Annotated in this window: 14 protein-coding genes; 3 read left to right on the top strand and 11 right to left on the bottom strand. The window is 41.2% G+C overall.

All coding sequences use genetic code 11. From position 1 onward, the window contains the following. Position 1: 1 nt before the first annotated feature. From V6E90_RS07620 to ybaK, 7 genes are all read right to left on the bottom strand, one after another. Positions 2 to 1,252 (bottom strand): MFS transporter, encoded by a 1,251-nt coding sequence (locus V6E90_RS07620; protein ID WP_278491623.1) that lies wholly within the window; start codon positions 1,250 to 1,252, stop codon positions 2 to 4. Next, positions 1,249 to 1,620 (bottom strand): hypothetical protein, encoded by a 372-nt coding sequence (locus V6E90_RS07625; protein ID WP_004807317.1) that lies wholly within the window; start codon positions 1,618 to 1,620, stop codon positions 1,249 to 1,251. Before V6E90_RS07625 ends, V6E90_RS07620 begins: the two co-directional genes overlap by 4 nt. Beyond that, positions 1,617 to 2,255 (bottom strand): acinetoferrin biosynthesis acetyltransferase AcbD, encoded by a 639-nt coding sequence (gene acbD, locus V6E90_RS07630; protein WP_016540231.1) that lies wholly within the window; start codon positions 2,253 to 2,255, stop codon positions 1,617 to 1,619. Before acbD ends, V6E90_RS07625 begins: the two co-directional genes overlap by 4 nt. 30 nt (positions 2,256 to 2,285) lie before the next feature. Further along, positions 2,286 to 4,103 carry an IucA/IucC family protein gene (locus tag V6E90_RS07635; RefSeq protein WP_332604999.1) on the bottom strand — a complete coding sequence of 606 codons (1,818 nt, stop codon included), beginning with the start codon at positions 4,101 to 4,103 and terminating at the stop codon, positions 2,286 to 2,288. After that, entirely contained in the window at positions 4,100 to 5,581 is a 1,482-nt protein-coding gene (locus V6E90_RS07640) for a lysine N(6)-hydroxylase/L-ornithine N(5)-oxygenase family protein (protein WP_065343872.1), read from the bottom strand. Before V6E90_RS07640 ends, V6E90_RS07635 begins: the two co-directional genes overlap by 4 nt. After that, positions 5,574 to 7,358, bottom strand: coding sequence for an IucA/IucC family protein (locus V6E90_RS07645; RefSeq protein WP_332605000.1), 1,785 nt, complete (start codon positions 7,356 to 7,358; stop codon positions 5,574 to 5,576). Before V6E90_RS07645 ends, V6E90_RS07640 begins: the two co-directional genes overlap by 8 nt. 335 nt (positions 7,359 to 7,693) lie before the next feature. Beyond that, complete coding sequence (gene ybaK / locus V6E90_RS07650; RefSeq protein WP_171552954.1) at positions 7,694 to 8,161, bottom strand: Cys-tRNA(Pro) deacylase; 468 nt, start codon at positions 8,159 to 8,161, stop codon at positions 7,694 to 7,696. 165 nt (positions 8,162 to 8,326) lie between these two features. Between ybaK and V6E90_RS07655 the strand changes: the two genes are divergently transcribed. Then, a complete protein-coding gene (locus V6E90_RS07655; RefSeq protein ID WP_332605001.1) occupies positions 8,327 to 8,632 on the top strand; it encodes a hypothetical protein in 306 nt (101 codons plus the stop codon). Between the two features lie 195 nt (positions 8,633 to 8,827). Then, the gene (locus V6E90_RS07660; RefSeq protein WP_016540237.1) at positions 8,828 to 10,204 is read left to right on the top strand and encodes an ABC1 kinase family protein; all 1,377 of its coding nucleotides are present in this window, start codon (positions 8,828 to 8,830) and stop codon (positions 10,202 to 10,204) included. A gap of 61 nt (positions 10,205 to 10,265) precedes the next feature. Here V6E90_RS07660 and pobA read toward each other — a convergent pair whose 3' ends face one another. After that, positions 10,266 to 11,489 carry a 4-hydroxybenzoate 3-monooxygenase gene (pobA, locus tag V6E90_RS07665; RefSeq protein ID WP_332605002.1) on the bottom strand — a complete coding sequence of 408 codons (1,224 nt, stop codon included), beginning with the start codon at positions 11,487 to 11,489 and terminating at the stop codon, positions 10,266 to 10,268. Between the two features lie 139 nt (positions 11,490 to 11,628). Here pobA and pobR point away from each other — a divergent pair, with 139 nt between their 5' ends. After that, on the top strand, positions 11,629 to 12,444 hold the full coding sequence (gene pobR / locus V6E90_RS07670) for an IclR family transcriptional regulator PobR (RefSeq protein WP_332605003.1): 816 nt from the start codon (positions 11,629 to 11,631) through the stop codon (positions 12,442 to 12,444). 54 nt (positions 12,445 to 12,498) lie between these two features. On the opposite strand, the gene V6E90_RS07675 is transcribed toward pobR, so the two are convergent. From V6E90_RS07675 to V6E90_RS07685, 3 genes are all read right to left on the bottom strand, one after another. Further along, positions 12,499 to 13,953: a benzaldehyde dehydrogenase gene (locus V6E90_RS07675; protein ID WP_332605004.1), complete on the bottom strand. Its 1,455-nt coding sequence runs from the start codon at positions 13,951 to 13,953 to the stop codon at positions 12,499 to 12,501. A 214-nt stretch (positions 13,954 to 14,167) separates the two neighbouring features. After that, entirely contained in the window at positions 14,168 to 14,770 is a 603-nt protein-coding gene (locus V6E90_RS07680; RefSeq protein WP_332605005.1) for a gamma carbonic anhydrase family protein, read from the bottom strand. Further along, entirely contained in the window at positions 14,757 to 15,716 is a 960-nt protein-coding gene (locus tag V6E90_RS07685; protein WP_332605006.1) for a PaaX family transcriptional regulator, read from the bottom strand. The genes V6E90_RS07680 and V6E90_RS07685 overlap by 14 nt, the downstream gene beginning before the upstream one ends. Positions 15,717 to 15,751 lie beyond the last annotated feature (35 nt).

Below are 15,751 nucleotides of genomic sequence, written 5' to 3' on the forward strand. Positions count from 1 at the left end.
CCTAGGTGAGTTGTTCCGTTTGTTTTGCTTTATGGATTAACACTTGGCTGAGCAAAACGCTCAACACAGATGCTGCCGCTAAAATGAGATAGAAATTTCCATAACCAAAGGCTTTGGCCAAGAAACCAGACATTGCACCGCCAATGAAATAAACCAGCAGCTCAAAACAGACCAAAATGGTAAAGTCTGTTCCCGCTTGTTCCTTAGAGCTGGTATGCATGAAGTGAGCATATAAAGCGGTCATCGCGATATAGCGAATCGCCAAAATAACCACAACAAATAGCCCCAATAACATATGCCATTGGTTAAACCAACTAAGTAAAACGGCTACGCCAAGTAACAGATAGACCAAACTGCGTGCCCAACCAGCCCAAATCAGCAATTGTGTTGCTGCAATTTTTTTTAACAGGAATGCGGCTGTTACTGCGGCCAATAAACCAATGCCCGCGCCAATCACAGACATCAGTACACCAATCTCTGCCAATGACCATTTTTGATCAATCAACATCGGATTTAGCATGGCCATTGCTGGCGCTTCAACCACGCGATAACAAACTATCAACGCCAAAGCCCATAACATTTCTGGACGTTTAAATGCTCGAATCAAACTCGGCGCTTGTTTGGCAATTTTTTCTGTATTCGATTTTTCTTTGATTTGAAACACCGCCAACATGGTCAGTGCTGTCATAGCAGCTAAACACATCAGTGCAGTTTGCCAACCATACAATTGATACAGCCACAAAGTTGCAGCACCACCAATCATACTGCCCAGTGCCACACCAATACTTTGTGCCATACTGCCTAGGCGATATTCGGATTCAGAAAAGGTTTCAACGGTATAACCATCTATCGCAATATCTTGGGTTGCGGCAAAGGTTGAAATCCATAAACCGACAATGACAAAGATACTTAGACCGTAATCGAATTGAGTCAAAGCCAAGGCAACGACACCTAATACCAAGGCAATTTGAGTAAATAAAAGCCAAGTCTTACGTTTACCGAGCGCCTTAAAATAAAAACGATCAATTAAGGGCGCCCAAAAAAACTTAAATGCCCATGGGATATACAGCAATGACAACATGCCAATCCAGCGTAGATCGACCCCTTGATGACGTAAAATCGCAGGTAAGGCAACATTGTAAAAATACAGCGGTAATGCATGTGCAAGGTACAACACCACCACTACAGATAGACTCAGTGCAGAGACTGTTTTGATTGGAAAATCTTGGTCAGGTTTTATTTGTTGATTCATAAGTACCTCTGCATCGCCCATTGCACGGCATCGGTCTTTTCTAAACTGACAAAATAAGGAACATGCCAGGCTTTTTGCAAAGCTGGCGTGTCTAATCGAATACGATCTGCTTCATCTTGGGCAATGCGAGCAAGGCCTAAACAATATTGATAAAAATCTTGTTTATATTGTTTGTACCATTTCCCCTGAATCACCCGATATTCTTCAGGAAATTCAGTGTTCGGCTCGGTTTGCATAATCAGCACAAAACTTCTTTTTTGTTCGAAATATTGTTGAATATGCATTAACCATTGCTCAAATTCGGCCACTGAGACATGCGCGGCAAAGCGCATGTCCAAGATGTGCATCTCATTGATGGATAGGCTCATGTAACACTCAGGATTTTGGCTGGCTGATCAGCTAGCTGTTGTTGTGATGTTTGATAATATTCACCAAACTTGTTATAAAAAGTTTCTCTAAAGCAGTAATACAGCATTGCCGTTTTTTCTGGCATCGGAATTAAACGTTGAGTTTCGTAGCAAAGTTCTGCGACCACAGCAGCATAAGGTTTAACCGTATGGTCTGGTTCACCCACGATTTTTTTCGCTTGTGAATGTTCAAAAATATAGAAACTCAGTAAACGAATTGTTGGACGTAAAAAGCCTTTGCCAAACACAGATTTATCGCCAAATAGCAAATGCCAACCGAGATCATTGTCATCACCTTGGTAATAACGGCCTAAACGATCACGTTTACCTTCATAGATTTCGGTATATCCCACATCTTTGCCATCCACGCCCACAATCAACAAACGTTGATGGTCATCTGCTAGCATTTTGTCGAAGTAAACTTGTAGATCTAACTCTGATTTATTCAATTGCCATTGTGGAATGACATGCGGTTCATGCATCCATTGATGCAGCAAAGGAATATCTTGTGGATATTGCACTTGACGTAAGTAATACTGTGTTCCATCTTCGTGGTATTCAAAGTAGTCAGGTAATTGCTGAGAAATTGTTTTCATATCGAACCTTTATAAAATTTAGAAGAAGACTTAACCCGCTTTCGATTCAGTTTGCTGAATCGACCATTCAGCCAATGTTTCAGGGCTAACTGGGTTCGGGATTGGATCGAGGAATACAGGCACTGGACGCTCTGCTTCATCGTTATAACTTGTGGTAAATAAGCGAACACGGTTCAAACAGATTTTGGTGTAGGTTGGGCGCAACATGGCAAACTTTTCAGCACGTTCAGCCAACTCGGGATGTTGTTGGTTAAACGCAACAATGGTGTTGGAAATGGTCTGCCAGAAATCCTGTTCTGAATATTCTGGGTAATCTTGCAAGAACACATTACAGATATAGCGGTAATGCACCATGAATAGACCAGTGAAAATAAAATGACTTAAATCGGCAGCATCATGACGCAGTAACAAATCACCTTCAGATGGCAATTGAGCCAACTCAGGGAAATCTTCATCCACCAAATTGATGTCATCAATGAAGTCTTTTAATACCAATGCTTTTGGCACACCATTTTCATGTACCAACATGGTATTTTCACCATGCGGAGAAAAAGCTAGGCCATAGCGATACAGACACAGTAATAACGGGCTTAAACACACTTGGGCAAACTGCGCCAACCATGTCAAAGGACTTAGGCCTGATGCTTGAATCAGTACACTCAGGATTGATTGACCTGAAATATCCCGATGTAATAAGGCTGCTTGAGAGAGCACTTGCTGTGATGGATCAACATAGCGATCGACACTTTCACGCCACAAGCAACCAAACAACTCTTTAAATTGGTAAGGTGCACCTTCAATTCGGTCAAAACATGGCTGGTGAATGGTTAAAGTTGCAACTTCACCTAAGAAAACCACACCGGTATTCTGCAGGTCTTGATCTTGCTGATGGATTTGCTTTAACCATCCAGTTACAGCTGGCGCAGCAAGATTACGTTTTGATGGTAGTCCACGATAAACAGCGGTATTGAAAATACTGACTGGCAGCTTAATGTAATGACGTTGTAGGTTTGATGTATTGCATAATGTGCGAATAGACTGCATTGGCACATAGCTGTCTTGGCTAATGTTGAGCTCAATGATTTTCTGGTCGACAATTTCATTGGCATAGGTTGGAACCAGCCATTGATGCCATTGCCAAGCATGTACAGGAATCAAAAAGTAATTTTGCGGATCTAAATTCTTTTCTTTCAAAATTTGGATGAACTGTTGCAGCTCATTGGCATCAAATTCATGTTGATATAAACCACAAGCATCCCATTGTTCTGTACTGCGGAATTCTGCTAGATCACGATGTACAGCCAACCAGAGTACTTTGACTTCTGGTGAGAGTTCAGGTGCCGACGTCAGATAATCATCATAACCAAAGCCCATGCGGCCTTTACTCATAATCAACCAAGGGTGACCACGCAACATCCCTTCAACTTTATAATGTGGTTCAGTCAGTACTGCAGTGCTTGGTAGGCGTGCTTCATTAAACAGATGTGCTTCTGCCAACCAAGTATTATTCATTTCCTTAATCAAATACGCTTTGGTGAATGGCTTTACATTGGAACTGTCAGCCATCGCAACAATAAACTCATGTAAATTCCAGGCAGGTTGGTCACTCTGCTGACCCTTGCTTACATCACGTACCGAGCCGTCCTGAATATTCCAGTGCCCTAACAAATATTGATGACCTTGAAACTCATACTGACGATTGCCCAGATCTAACTGATAACGTCCTGCTGATATGGCTTTCACTTCAATAATTTCTTCATATAGAAACTCTGCAATCGCCATTTCAATGAGACGCTGCCCAGCGGCACGCCATTGCTGCTGATTAATTTTTAAAGTTGCAAAGTTCATATCAATTTCTCATAAGTTGAATGTACAGAAGCGTTTTGTGCCCGTGTATTTGCACAGCGACTATTTGAATGTGCCGTAATCGTGTTCTGTTCTGTTTTCTTTAAAATAGAGTGGTTTTTGTTCACAACTTTTCCAGAAACAGCATCTTCTGGAAGCGCTTTGTCATCTACCATTTGGATTTTAGGATTTTGAGTGATTTCAAAATGCTGGAAGGTTTGCGCCTGCTGAGCAAGTTCATAAAGTGGCTCACCAAGCAATTGATTGATAATTGTCGCTGCACGATAAGCACCCAGCCCTAAGTCTGGTGTACCGACACCATGGCTATGCATTTCTTGATTTTGAACAAAAATATGGCCATTCAGATGATGTACGACACGATAGTCTTCAGTGATTTGCCAACGCTGTTTATGATCAAATTCAATATAAGGTTTCAGCAACTGCATAAAGTCAAAGTCAGGCGTAACGTAGCCTGTTGCAGCAACCAGGAAATCACAATCTAAGTGGAAAGCCTGTGCCGTGGCACGATGTTGGAAATGCAGTCGAATTTTTTGCGTATCTAAGACTTCTGCATCTTTCAAATCACATTGGCTATGTAAATGTGTCTGCAAACTTTGTCCCGCAATGCTACGGTGATACAATTTTTGATAGATTTCACGGATGGTCTTTGCACTAATGCCCTTGTATAACAAAGACTGCTGCTGCAATTGCTGTTCTTTCTTCTCAGTTGGTAAAGTATAAAAATGCTGTGCATAATCTGGGCTAAAATGTTCCAGTCCTAATGGCGCATATTCCATTGGGAAGAAGCCCTGAGAACGCGTAAACCAGTGTAGGTCGAACTGATGATTGGCTGTATCTTGCTGCTCATCAAACAGATCAATAAAGACTTCGGCAGCAGATTGCCCTGAACCAAGTACCACCACATCGCCGTGTAAATCTGTATCGGCATGCGTCATATATTGCGCAGAATGCAGACATTTTTGTGGTTGCTGTTGCTGTACTTTGGTCAAACATTCAGGCAAGTGAGGCACATTACCGCTTCCGATGACCAGATGACGGCATAAATAACTGTGCTGAACACCTTCTGATTCCACCACAACTTTAAAGCCAATGGTTTGAGGTTCAATCTTCAAAACACGAGATTGGTATTCAATACAATCCAGTTGCTCTGCAACCCATTGGCAATAGTGGTTATATTCACAGCGTGGAATATGCGGCTGTTCTAAAAAGTAAAACTTATATAAACGCTGCTGATGACGCAGATAATTCAAGAAGCTGAATGGACTGGTTGGATCAACCATTGAGACCAGATCCGCCATAAACGGCACTTGCAATATCGTATTGGGTAACTGCATTCCCGCATGCCAGTCAAACTGAGCTTTCTGCTCGAAAATTGCATAGTTCAGTGTGCTTTTATTATGTAGCAGGCTGGCCAGACTCAGATTAAATGGCCCTAGACCAATTCCAATAAAATCAAGCATAACTGACATCCTTCTGTGAAATACGCAGCGGATTTGGCAGTTGCACATAGACAGATTGATTTTCAACTGGTGCGATGAGCTCATCTAACTCATGCAAACGTGTCAGCAAATTACCTTTATAAGGCAGTGTTGAATTAAACAATAATCCCTGCAACAAGGTACTGTCTGGATATTGCTGCAATTGCTCCTGCAAGAAACTTGTTAAATGTTCGAGCAATTCATCTTCAGTAATATAGCCTGTTGCGCCAATGGCATTGATAATGCCAAACAAGGTATTACCAAAGAAATAATAACTAAAACGTTCATCCACGAAATCTTTAGGGCCAACGGCAAATGCTTTTTCTTTCAGTTCAGGCAGTGCTTGCAGAATTTCGGTTGCAAACTCTTCAATATAATAAAAACCTTGGTTATCACGTAACCATAAGGTTTTAGGGAAATGATTCTCTAACTCCAACAGCACATTCTGCTGATGTGACTCAAAAGCCATGCCATGGCGATGATAGACATACATCAACGGTTGCAAACTGACTTCGAGGAATCGATTAAACCAATCTAAAGCGATTTCTGAGAAATCGGTTTCATGATGTGCTTTTGCAATTTTTGCGAATAAGGCATTAAAACGATTTAAAGGCTTATCTGGATGATCCTGACATAAGGATGCAATACATGTCACTTGCTGATGCGGATGGAATGGCTGATCGCGGAAAATACAGATACTTTCATTCACCACTTCATCATCAATTTTCAAAGCAATCCATGCTGGATCATTCACCGCTTTTAAGCTTGGGCATTGCTTTAAAATATTCTGACCAAACTCATTGTGCCATAGACGGTGGGTTAACTCACCACGGTGGCATTCTTTGGCTAAGTTCACCCGAATCGAGTTGGTAATCATCACTGAAAGTGACGGTTTTACCATCCATGGTGCATTAAAACTCGCCAGTGTTCGAATTGAAGTGGTTGGAGAAAATTGCCAGCCTCGTAAGCCTACATCAATTAACTGCCCCGTTTGTTTCAAACGTTCAAACCATGACTTACTTTGCAAATAACGGGCTTGCCATGGATGCAATGGAAGCAATTTATATTCAGTATGGGTTTTTAAGAGATTAAGATCATTTTCAGACAAATACCACTGTAACGCTGTTTTTAATTGGACTGAAATACTTTCATCCGTAGCGCAGCCTTCTGAAATATAGTCCTGATGCACTAACCAATAATGCAATTGAGTCTTGCCTTTGTGTTCAGGTGAGAACTTTAACCAATCCTCATGCACAAAACCAGTTCTACTTTTCGGCGCTGGATGCATACTATGCCCTAGAATAAGCGCCTGCTCAGTTTCAATAAAACTCTGGCCTGCTTTGACTAAGTCATCAAAATCAGCTTCACGCTGTGCTAAAAACTGTTGTAATGCATCACGACTCTGAATCCACTTCTCTAACAAAGAAGCTGCATCTAATGGAATAGAAGATTCAAAAACCAGTTCTTCAAGCAATAACCCGACGATTGCAACTGAACTGAATGTCTTGATTTGACCATGAATAATGATTTGAGGAAGATCTGCTAAGCGATGTCGCCCGACTCGACTGACATAAGATAGAGGAAAATTACATTGAGCTTGAATAGAATGGATAGGGATTGATAACAGCGTCAAACCTTGGCTAAACGCTTGTTGTTGTGGACTTTGCTGACTGTTATCTAGCAAGTGACCTTTGCCAGTTTCTTGCGTATATGCATTGACGAAATGTTGCATCGCCAACCGATTGGCAAGTGATTGCATCTGACGGTATCCTCTTTCAAGAGAGTTAATTTGTTTTTCGAAATGTTTTAGGCCTGAAACATATCTTAAGCACAAGGGAGTTTGCGATTAAGATGGAACTAATGATAATTATTATCATTTACTATTTCAATTCCATAAAAGAACCTGAAATAAATGATATAAGCTATTGAATTAAATTGTTTTAAATATTGATTTAGCTTAATAAAGATACAAAAAGATAATAATAATTCTCATTAAATAAAATGATAATTTTTGTATTGGCAATAGCTTTTACAGATTTTAAAAAACATAGAAATAACAGTATCTTAATAATTACATTGTCTACAGCTTTTATTTTATTTGTCTAAAAGATCAAAGAATCCTGCGCCAAGCAATGCTGCTAAATCCTGCGGGTCAACACCAATGTCCAGCCCTCTTTTTCCACCACTGACATAAATTTTATCAAACGCTTTCGCCGTCGCATCAATAACGGTCTTAAGACGTTTCTTTTGTCCTAATGGGCTAATCCCCCCTACCAGATAACCTGTTAGGCGCTCAGCATCTTTAGGATTGGCCATTTGTAGTTTCTTACAGCCTACTGCTGTCGCCACTTTTTTTAGATTGAGTTGGTGATTCACTGGTAGAACCGCAATGAAATAATTCTTTTCGTCGGTCACCATTAAGGTTTTAAAAACTTCTTCCACCTTTAAATTGAGTTTTTCTGCTGCTTCCAGTCCGAAACTTTTTGCATTTACATCATGTTCATACTCATGAATAGAAAATGATATTTTATTTTTTTCCAATAGTTTACAAGCCGGTGTCATAACAATTCAGTATTTTTGTCTAAGTTTAGCAGTTAGATAAGTGTATCATTTTTAAATAAAGGTTTAAATTTGCTTAGGCTATTTTTGATATAAATCTATTCTTGATAAATACCCTCGCAACCTCATATATTGGGTAACGGTGAAATAAACAGGCTCAATGGTTCTATGAGTTATAAGCATAATAATTTGATGGCAATGCGTCAGAATTATTGGGATGATGAATCATCCAGCACAGTACAAGCTGAAAAACAATTTCTCAGAGAGATGCTTATTGAAGAAGGCGTTTTCAAAGATGCGACTTTAGACGACACCAAGTATTTTTTCTTTACGCTGCCCAGTATTATTATCGTTAAAGCGTATGCAGTTGGGTTTCATCATAGTCAGGTTAAGCGAATGTTAGTGAAACATATTCATAGCAACAGAGCGGCTTTAATGCGAAAGTCTTCACTCAAAATTCAGTTTAAAATTTAGGACATATGTATAGTAAAGATCACGTAAATACGAAATTTTTACTTAGGCTATTTAAGAGTAGTTGCTCTTATTGCACAAATTTAGACTGATAATTCAAGAGATTGAACTATTTTAATACGTTCAAAAGCTGTAATATCCGCTACAATTCAAGTCTCGGCTTTCAACCCTCCGATTTCAGCATAGGACTTTTCTTTCATGTCAGATCAGAACGATAAGCTTAAGAATCTAAAAACCTCATCGGTGGATCGTCGCTTATCTATTGCAAAAGCTTCTTTACTTGCTGGAACACGTTGGGCGACTGCAAGTGCTACTTCCCTATTTTCGAGTGAAGAAGAAAAAGAGAAGAAACGTAAAAAAGCCATGGCTGAACAGGCGCACTATTTAGTTTCTGAAATTGGGAAATTAAAAGGTTCAATCGTCAAGATTGGGCAAATGATGGCGCTTTACGGCGAACATTTTTTACCTGAAGAAATCACACAAGCCTTAAATACACTCAACAACCAAACTGTTGCCTTGGCTTGGCCTGCAATTAAAACGCACTTACAAGATCAACTGGGCTCGAAACTCGATGAGCTGACGATTGATCATGAACCGATTGGAACAGCCTCACTTGCCCAAGTCCATCGTGCTACCCGTAAGTCAGATGGTTTAGAGTTAGTGCTGAAAATCCAGTATCCAGGTGTTGCTGAAGCCATTGATTCCGACATGAATCTGTTTAAGAACATGCTGAAGCTCACTCGCATGGTACCTCAAACCCGCGAGTTTGATCAGTGGTTTGATGAAGTTCGTGAAATGATGCATCGTGAAGTCGATTATGGCATTGAAGCGGCAACGACACGTCGCTTTGCTGAGCGATTGAAAGATGATCCTCGTTATGTAGTGCCTGAAATCATTGAGGAATTTTGCGCTGAGAAAGTGTTGTGCATGACTTTTGAGCGTGGCGTACCAGTCAATAGCCCAGTAATGCTTTCCCTCCCTCAAGAGCGTCGCAACCGATTAGGCGAAGCCTCTTTAGAAATCGCAGTGCGTGAACTATTTGAATGGGGAGAAATGCAGACTGACCCGAACTTTGGTAACTACTTGGTTCGTTTAGGAAACGGTGAGGATGTTAAAGATAAAATTGTGCTACTCGACTTTGGTGCAATTCGCCAATTTGATAACAATTTACTGACCGTAGCCCGCAATCTGATTCATGCAGGTTATGAGCATGATAAAAATGCCATGGTTAAAGCTATGACAGGCTATGAATTTTTTGATGCCATGCCTGAAAGTGTTAAACCTGGTATGGCGGATGTGTTCCTGATTGCAACAGAGGCATTTAGCTGCCCAAGCAACAATCCAGATATGCCTACAGGGATTATGGATGATCAAGATCGCTATGACTGGAAAAAGAGCCAACTGCATAATCGTGTAATGCAACAGGCTGGTCAATCGATGGCGTCACGCTATTTCTCGATTCCACCAAAAGAATTTATGTTTATTAGTCGCAAATTCATTGGTGCTTATACCTTTATGACCGTGATTGAAGCAAAGACCAATGTACGTAAAATGATTCCGCAATTTGCTGAATAAGTTACTTATTCAATATTTAAAAGGCCTGCCCAACGCATTGGACAGGCCTTTTTTATTTGCTCTATTGAGCAATTGAAACATGGACTTGCTCAGTCATGTTTTTACTCTCATAGGGTAAACCCACATAATTTTCTGCTAAGGTCGTCTTACCCGCTGTAGAGCCAAGGATATAACTGAGTTCGGCTTGTTTAATCTTATGTTCAAACTCAGTTTCTGTTTCAAAGCGATGCAATAAGTGGGTCATCCACCAAGAAAAACGCTCAGCCTTCCAAACTCGTTGTAAACATTTTTCTGAATATTCCTGGATACCCTGATCTGAACCTTCGACATAATATTCAATCAATGCACTTGACAGATAAGCAATATCTGAAGCGGCAAGATTCAGCCCTTTTGCGCCCGTTGGTGGAACAATATGTGCCGCATCACCGGCTAAAAACAGCTTGCCGAAGCGCATGGGTTCAGTCACAAAACTGCGTAGTGGCGCGATACTTTTTTCGATTGATGGTCCTGTTAGCAACTTTTCGCGGCTTTCAGCATCTAAACGCAATTTGAGCTCTTCCCAAAACCTCTCATCTGACCAATCTTCAACTCGATCACTGATCGGCACTTGCAAGTAGTAACGGCTACGTGTTTCTGAACGCATACTGCATAAAGCAAACCCACGTTCTGATTGGACGTAAATCAATTCATCGGCAACGGGAGGCACATCGGCTAACACGCCTAACCAGCCAAATGGATACACTTTCTCATAGGTCTTGATTTTATCCTGAGGCACACTGGCTCGGCATATTCCATGATAGCCATCACAACCTGCAATAAAGTCTGATTCTATCTGGATGGTTTGACCATGATATTCAAATTGCACCTTAGGCTTTTGATAAAAATCGCTAATCTGTACATTTTGAGCTTCATAAAAGGATTTTAGGTGTGCAGCTTCTCGGGCAGCCATCAAATCTTTAGTCACTTCGGTTTGACCATACACGGTGACCTGCTTTCCGCCCGTTAGTGCAGATAAATCGACTCGATGCTTATGGCCATTGGTCAATATCTCAATGCCTGAATGCGGTAATCCTTTCGCTTTTAAATGCTGATCGACACCTGCCTGCTTAAGTAAATCGACAGAAACTTGTTCCAAGATACCTGCGCGTATCCGTGAAGCGACATAATCAGCACTGCGCTGCTCCACGATAATATGCTCAATACCAGCTTGGTATAGGAACTGCCCAAGTAACAATCCGGCTGGACCAGCACCAATAATTGCGACCTGTGTTGTTAAAATTTCCATGACATCTTCCTTGTGATCTCCTGTCTTTTAACTTACTGCTTTTAAGTTGTGTGCACGAGATAGCCAAGTTGAAAAGAACCGTTTATCATTTCATTTGTCCGAATAGCGGACAAAACATCACAATAACAGGAATGGAAGCATGGTTAAGGTTGATGCTGTATTAGAGCACCCTAGTTCATATGAACAGATTCGTCAGGAAGACTACATTGCAGGTTTAGCAAAGGGCCTAGCTTTACTGGAGGCTTTTGGGGTTGATCGACAACGTTTAAATGTCACTCAAGTGGCTGAACGGACTGGAATCAGTCGGACAGCAGCACGGCGTTATCTTAAGACTTTGAAATATCTAGGCTATTTAGAGACAGATGAGCATTATTTCTGGCTCACCCATCGTGTATTACGTTTCTCAAGTTCTTATTTAAGTTCAGCCCATCTGCCTAAAATTGCCCAATCTTTCCTGAATCTTTTATCTGCACAAACCACATTAACCTTTTCATTGGTGGTTCTAGATGATAACGAGGTAGTCCCGATTGCGCGTAGCTATCTGCCTCAACAGGATAATCTTCGTGTCAGCCCTTATGGTATGCATTTGGGCAATCGCTTACCTGCACATGCAACCTCAACAGGCAAAGTATTATTAGCAGCGTTATCTGAACAAGCTCAACGGGACTGGGTGAAAACGTTTGCTTTAAGACGTTTAACCCCTTTTACGATAACCGACGAAATCAAGTTTTTTGAAATACTGAAAGCAATATCACAAGCAGATTACTGCCTATCCAAAGAAGAACACGAACTCGGTGTGATTGCGATTGCTGTACCTGTGATCAATGCCCAAGGAAAAGCGATTGCAGCGCTAAACTGCATGTCACAGACCAACCGAGTACAAGAAGATTATTTAGTCCAGCAGATATTGCCGCTACTGCGCAACACCGCCAATGAACTACGCAATGTGATTTAAAGGGATTTGTCCCTAATGCTTTAGAGACAAATCAGAAGGAATTTCCAAGATAGCTTAGAATGGATAATGAGGCGCTTGTGCCTGAATCGTCATCCATTGCCATTGAGTAAACTCATCCGCATTCGCAGGTCCACCAATCCGTGTGCCATTGCCTGAAGCACCAAAGCCACCAAAGGGATTCACCGTTTCATCATTCACGGTTTGATCATTGATATGCAATAACCCAACATTCAGCTGTTGCCCAAGTTGCATACCACGGCCAACATTGGCAGTAATAATCCCCGCCGAAAGCCCGTAATCTCCATCATTTGCAAGTTCAATGGCCTGTTCATCGCTGTTAAAAGGAATCAGCACGGCAACAGGACCGAAAATTTCCTCAGCAAAAATTGGATTGTCCTGTTTGACATCTGCTAAGACCGTTGGTTCAAAAAACACACCATTGGCCTGTCCACCAACTTCCAGTTTAGCCCCATGCGCTATTGCTTCATTGACCAACTGCTCAACCCGTTGTGATTGTTTGGCATTAATCAAAGGGCCAATCGTGACATCGTTATGCAAAGGATTGCCCACCACAAAATTTTTGACCTTTTCAATCACACGTTGTTTGACTTGCGGATAGATTTTTTCCTGAATCAGGATTTTTCCAGAAGTCATACAGATTTGACCTGAATGCAAAAAAGCACCCCACGCGATATTCTCTGCCGCAAGCTCAATATCGGCATCGTCCAGAATAATTAGCGAGTTTTTACCGCCTAACTCAAGCGATACTTTTTTCAGTGTTTTAGCCGCATTTGCACCCACAATCCGCCCTACATGGGTTGAACCGGTAAATTGAATACTGGCAATATTTTTATCCAAGGTCAGTGCTTCGCCCACTTCAGCACCACCGGGCAGTACATGTAGCAGTCCTTGTGGTAAACCAGCCAATTCAAAAATACGGGCAATCGCATAACCGCTACAGACCGCGGTACGTTCATCAGGTTTTAAGACCACCGCATTTCCAAGCGCCAAGGCTGGCGCAACCGCACGTAGCGCAAGATACAATGGAAAATTAAACGGCGAAATCACACCGACCACACCTAAAGGCACTCGCTTAGCCAAACTCAATTTACCTGCTGCTGTTGGCAATAATGTGCCCTGATCAGCTGCGGGTAATGCAGTACAATGTTTGAGTACTTGAATAGCAATGTTCACTTCAAAACCAGCTTTTAACGGTAGTGAACCACTTTCTTTAACCAGCCATTGGATAATTTCAGCCTGATGTTCGGTTAGAATCTGCACAGTACGCTCAAATACTGACTGACGTTCTTGATAACTGAGCGCCCACCATTGCTTTTGTGCAATCTTGGCTTGCTGAGCCGCCTCGACCACATCGGATGCATCGGCATAACCAATCTGTCCTAAGGACTCACCTGTCGCAACTTCAACCACTTGATAACCGTTTTTGGCAGATTGCCATGTACCACGAAATAATTTTTGATCCCAAATTTCTTTTGTTAAAATAGACATCATTAACCTCGTTGTATTTCCTTAAATAAAGTATTCACTTTTAGGCCGATTTACATCCAAAAATGTAGTGAAAATGCTTTCCTGTATTTTTCTGACTTAAAAAGTAGAAAAATTTACAATCCATCATCAACTAATATTTAAAAACAAACTGTTGCTTTTTGATGTCTGGTTATCGCGGATGTTCAAAAGAAATTGATCAGCTCAAATGTTCTATTTATGCTGTTGTTGGTTTAATCTGATGATTGGACTGAAAATCTTGATAGGTCTTACGTTCAGGTGAATTTTCCACTAAAGGCAGGACTTCTGTCATGCTGTTTAAACAACGCTGCGCCAAGTGAATATATTCTTGCGTTCCTTTGATTTTCCATTCACGTTCTTGTTCGGATAACTCTCGCACAACTTTTGCAGGGCTTCCCATTGCCAGTACATTGGCAGGGATTTGATCTTTAGTTTTGACTAAACTATTTGCACCAACAATGGTATTTTCACCAATTTCAGCATAATCCAGAATCACACTATTCATGCCAATCAACACATTTTTACCAATACGGCATCCATGCAAAGTGGCAGCATGACCAATATGCCCCATTTCTTCAATCAGGGTGATACTTTGTGGAAAACCGTGAATGATACAATTGTCCTGTACATTGGCATTCTGCTTGATATGGATACGACCAAAATCCGCACGTAATGAGGCAAATGGCCCAATATAAGCTCCAGCTTCAATGATCACATCACCAATTAATACCGCAGTAGGGTGAACAAATGCACTGGGGTGAACCACAGGAATCACCCCATCAATGCTATAACAAGGCATGACTCAACCTCTCGTTACTCTGGGTTAAGCCACCAAAACGACGCCAAAAATGTGCAGTTGCATTTGGCATTGGCCCTTCTGAGGTTGCAGCGACTGACAGGAAATAGTCATCTGCCGCTTCAAAAACTTTCTTATAAATATTCATGGATAAAGTACGAGCATTGATTGCAGGCCAGTCCGCAGATAACAGCTCTAGGGGTAATGCAGGGTCTTTGAGTAAAATCCGACGGTAATAATGGATCAGTAAGGTACGAATCTGAAAGGCTTGAATCGGTTCAATCACTTCATCTTCTTGCATCAAGATCGTACCAATCTCTCTAAACATATCCAGAAATTGGAGATAGCGTTGACGCAGTTCATCAATTGGCCAATTGGTTTCTAACATACGGCTAATGGTGTCAGTTGAGTTATTAAACAACTGTAAGGTCTCGGCCTTAAACACCACCACTTGTTCACTCATATTGAGATCAACCAACAACTTTTGCAATTGCAGACGATTCGAACCTGGATAAGCCATCAGATTGGTGGAAATATTGGCAAAGCCCAACCACTCCAACTCTTTCTTTAAAAAAGCCTTATTGTCAGTGTCTAGACTCGACATCAAAATCAAATCCCAAGAATGATCCCATTCTTTCATTTGATCATTATAAATCCGCTGCTCAGCCTGTAAGTATTTTGAACGACTGGCATCGGTAATACGATAAAAACTGGTTCTGCCGATCTTGTCTGAACCAAGCCAATCACTTTTAACCAAGCGAAAAACTGAAGTTCGTACAGCACGATCATTAAAATTAAATAGCTCCAGTAACTGAATCAAGCTGGCAAGGCTAATGTTACCGCCACGATGCAACACCGAATCCCCAAAAATAGTGGAAATGAGCGAAGTTCCGCTTAAGGTTTCATTCTGAATAATCGAATCAATAATTTGCTGTAACTTTGCACTCATACTTTTATCTTGGCGTTTAGATTCAGGATATAGAT

The organism is Acinetobacter sp. ESBL14, from assembly GCF_036668815.1.
Classification (GTDB): Bacteria; Pseudomonadota; Gammaproteobacteria; order Pseudomonadales; family Moraxellaceae; genus Acinetobacter; species Acinetobacter gyllenbergii.

What these genes read in the sequence shown, in the direction of transcription:
- V6E90_RS07635 (WP_332604999.1), bottom strand. Translation starts at nt 4,103, where the DNA reads ATGAACTTTGCAACTTTAAAAATTAATCAGCAGCAATGGCGTGCCGCT.
- V6E90_RS07640 (WP_065343872.1), bottom strand. Translation starts at nt 5,581, where the DNA reads ATGCTTGATTTTATTGGAATTGGTCTAGGGCCATTTAATCTGAGTCTG.
- V6E90_RS07655 (WP_332605001.1), top strand. Translation starts at nt 8,327, where the DNA reads ATGAGTTATAAGCATAATAATTTGATGGCAATGCGTCAGAATTATTGG.
- pobR (WP_332605003.1), top strand. Translation starts at nt 11,629, where the DNA reads ATGGTTAAGGTTGATGCTGTATTAGAGCACCCTAGTTCATATGAACAG.
- V6E90_RS07645 (WP_332605000.1), bottom strand. Translation starts at nt 7,358, where the DNA reads ATGCAATCACTTGCCAATCGGTTGGCGATGCAACATTTCGTCAATGCA.
- V6E90_RS07680 (WP_332605005.1), bottom strand. Translation starts at nt 14,770, where the DNA reads ATGCCTTGTTATAGCATTGATGGGGTGATTCCTGTGGTTCACCCCAGT.
- V6E90_RS07625 (WP_004807317.1), bottom strand. Translation starts at nt 1,620, where the DNA reads ATGAGCCTATCCATCAATGAGATGCACATCTTGGACATGCGCTTTGCC.
- pobA (WP_332605002.1), bottom strand. Translation starts at nt 11,489, where the DNA reads ATGGAAATTTTAACAACACAGGTCGCAATTATTGGTGCTGGTCCAGCC.
- V6E90_RS07660 (WP_016540237.1), top strand. Translation starts at nt 8,828, where the DNA reads ATGTCAGATCAGAACGATAAGCTTAAGAATCTAAAAACCTCATCGGTG.
- V6E90_RS07620 (WP_278491623.1), bottom strand. Translation starts at nt 1,252, where the DNA reads ATGAATCAACAAATAAAACCTGACCAAGATTTTCCAATCAAAACAGTC.
- V6E90_RS07685 (WP_332605006.1), bottom strand. Translation starts at nt 15,716, where the DNA reads ATGAGTGCAAAGTTACAGCAAATTATTGATTCGATTATTCAGAATGAA.
- ybaK (WP_171552954.1), bottom strand. Translation starts at nt 8,161, where the DNA reads ATGACACCGGCTTGTAAACTATTGGAAAAAAATAAAATATCATTTTCT.
- acbD (WP_016540231.1), bottom strand. Translation starts at nt 2,255, where the DNA reads ATGAAAACAATTTCTCAGCAATTACCTGACTACTTTGAATACCACGAA.
- V6E90_RS07675 (WP_332605004.1), bottom strand. Translation starts at nt 13,953, where the DNA reads ATGTCTATTTTAACAAAAGAAATTTGGGATCAAAAATTATTTCGTGGT.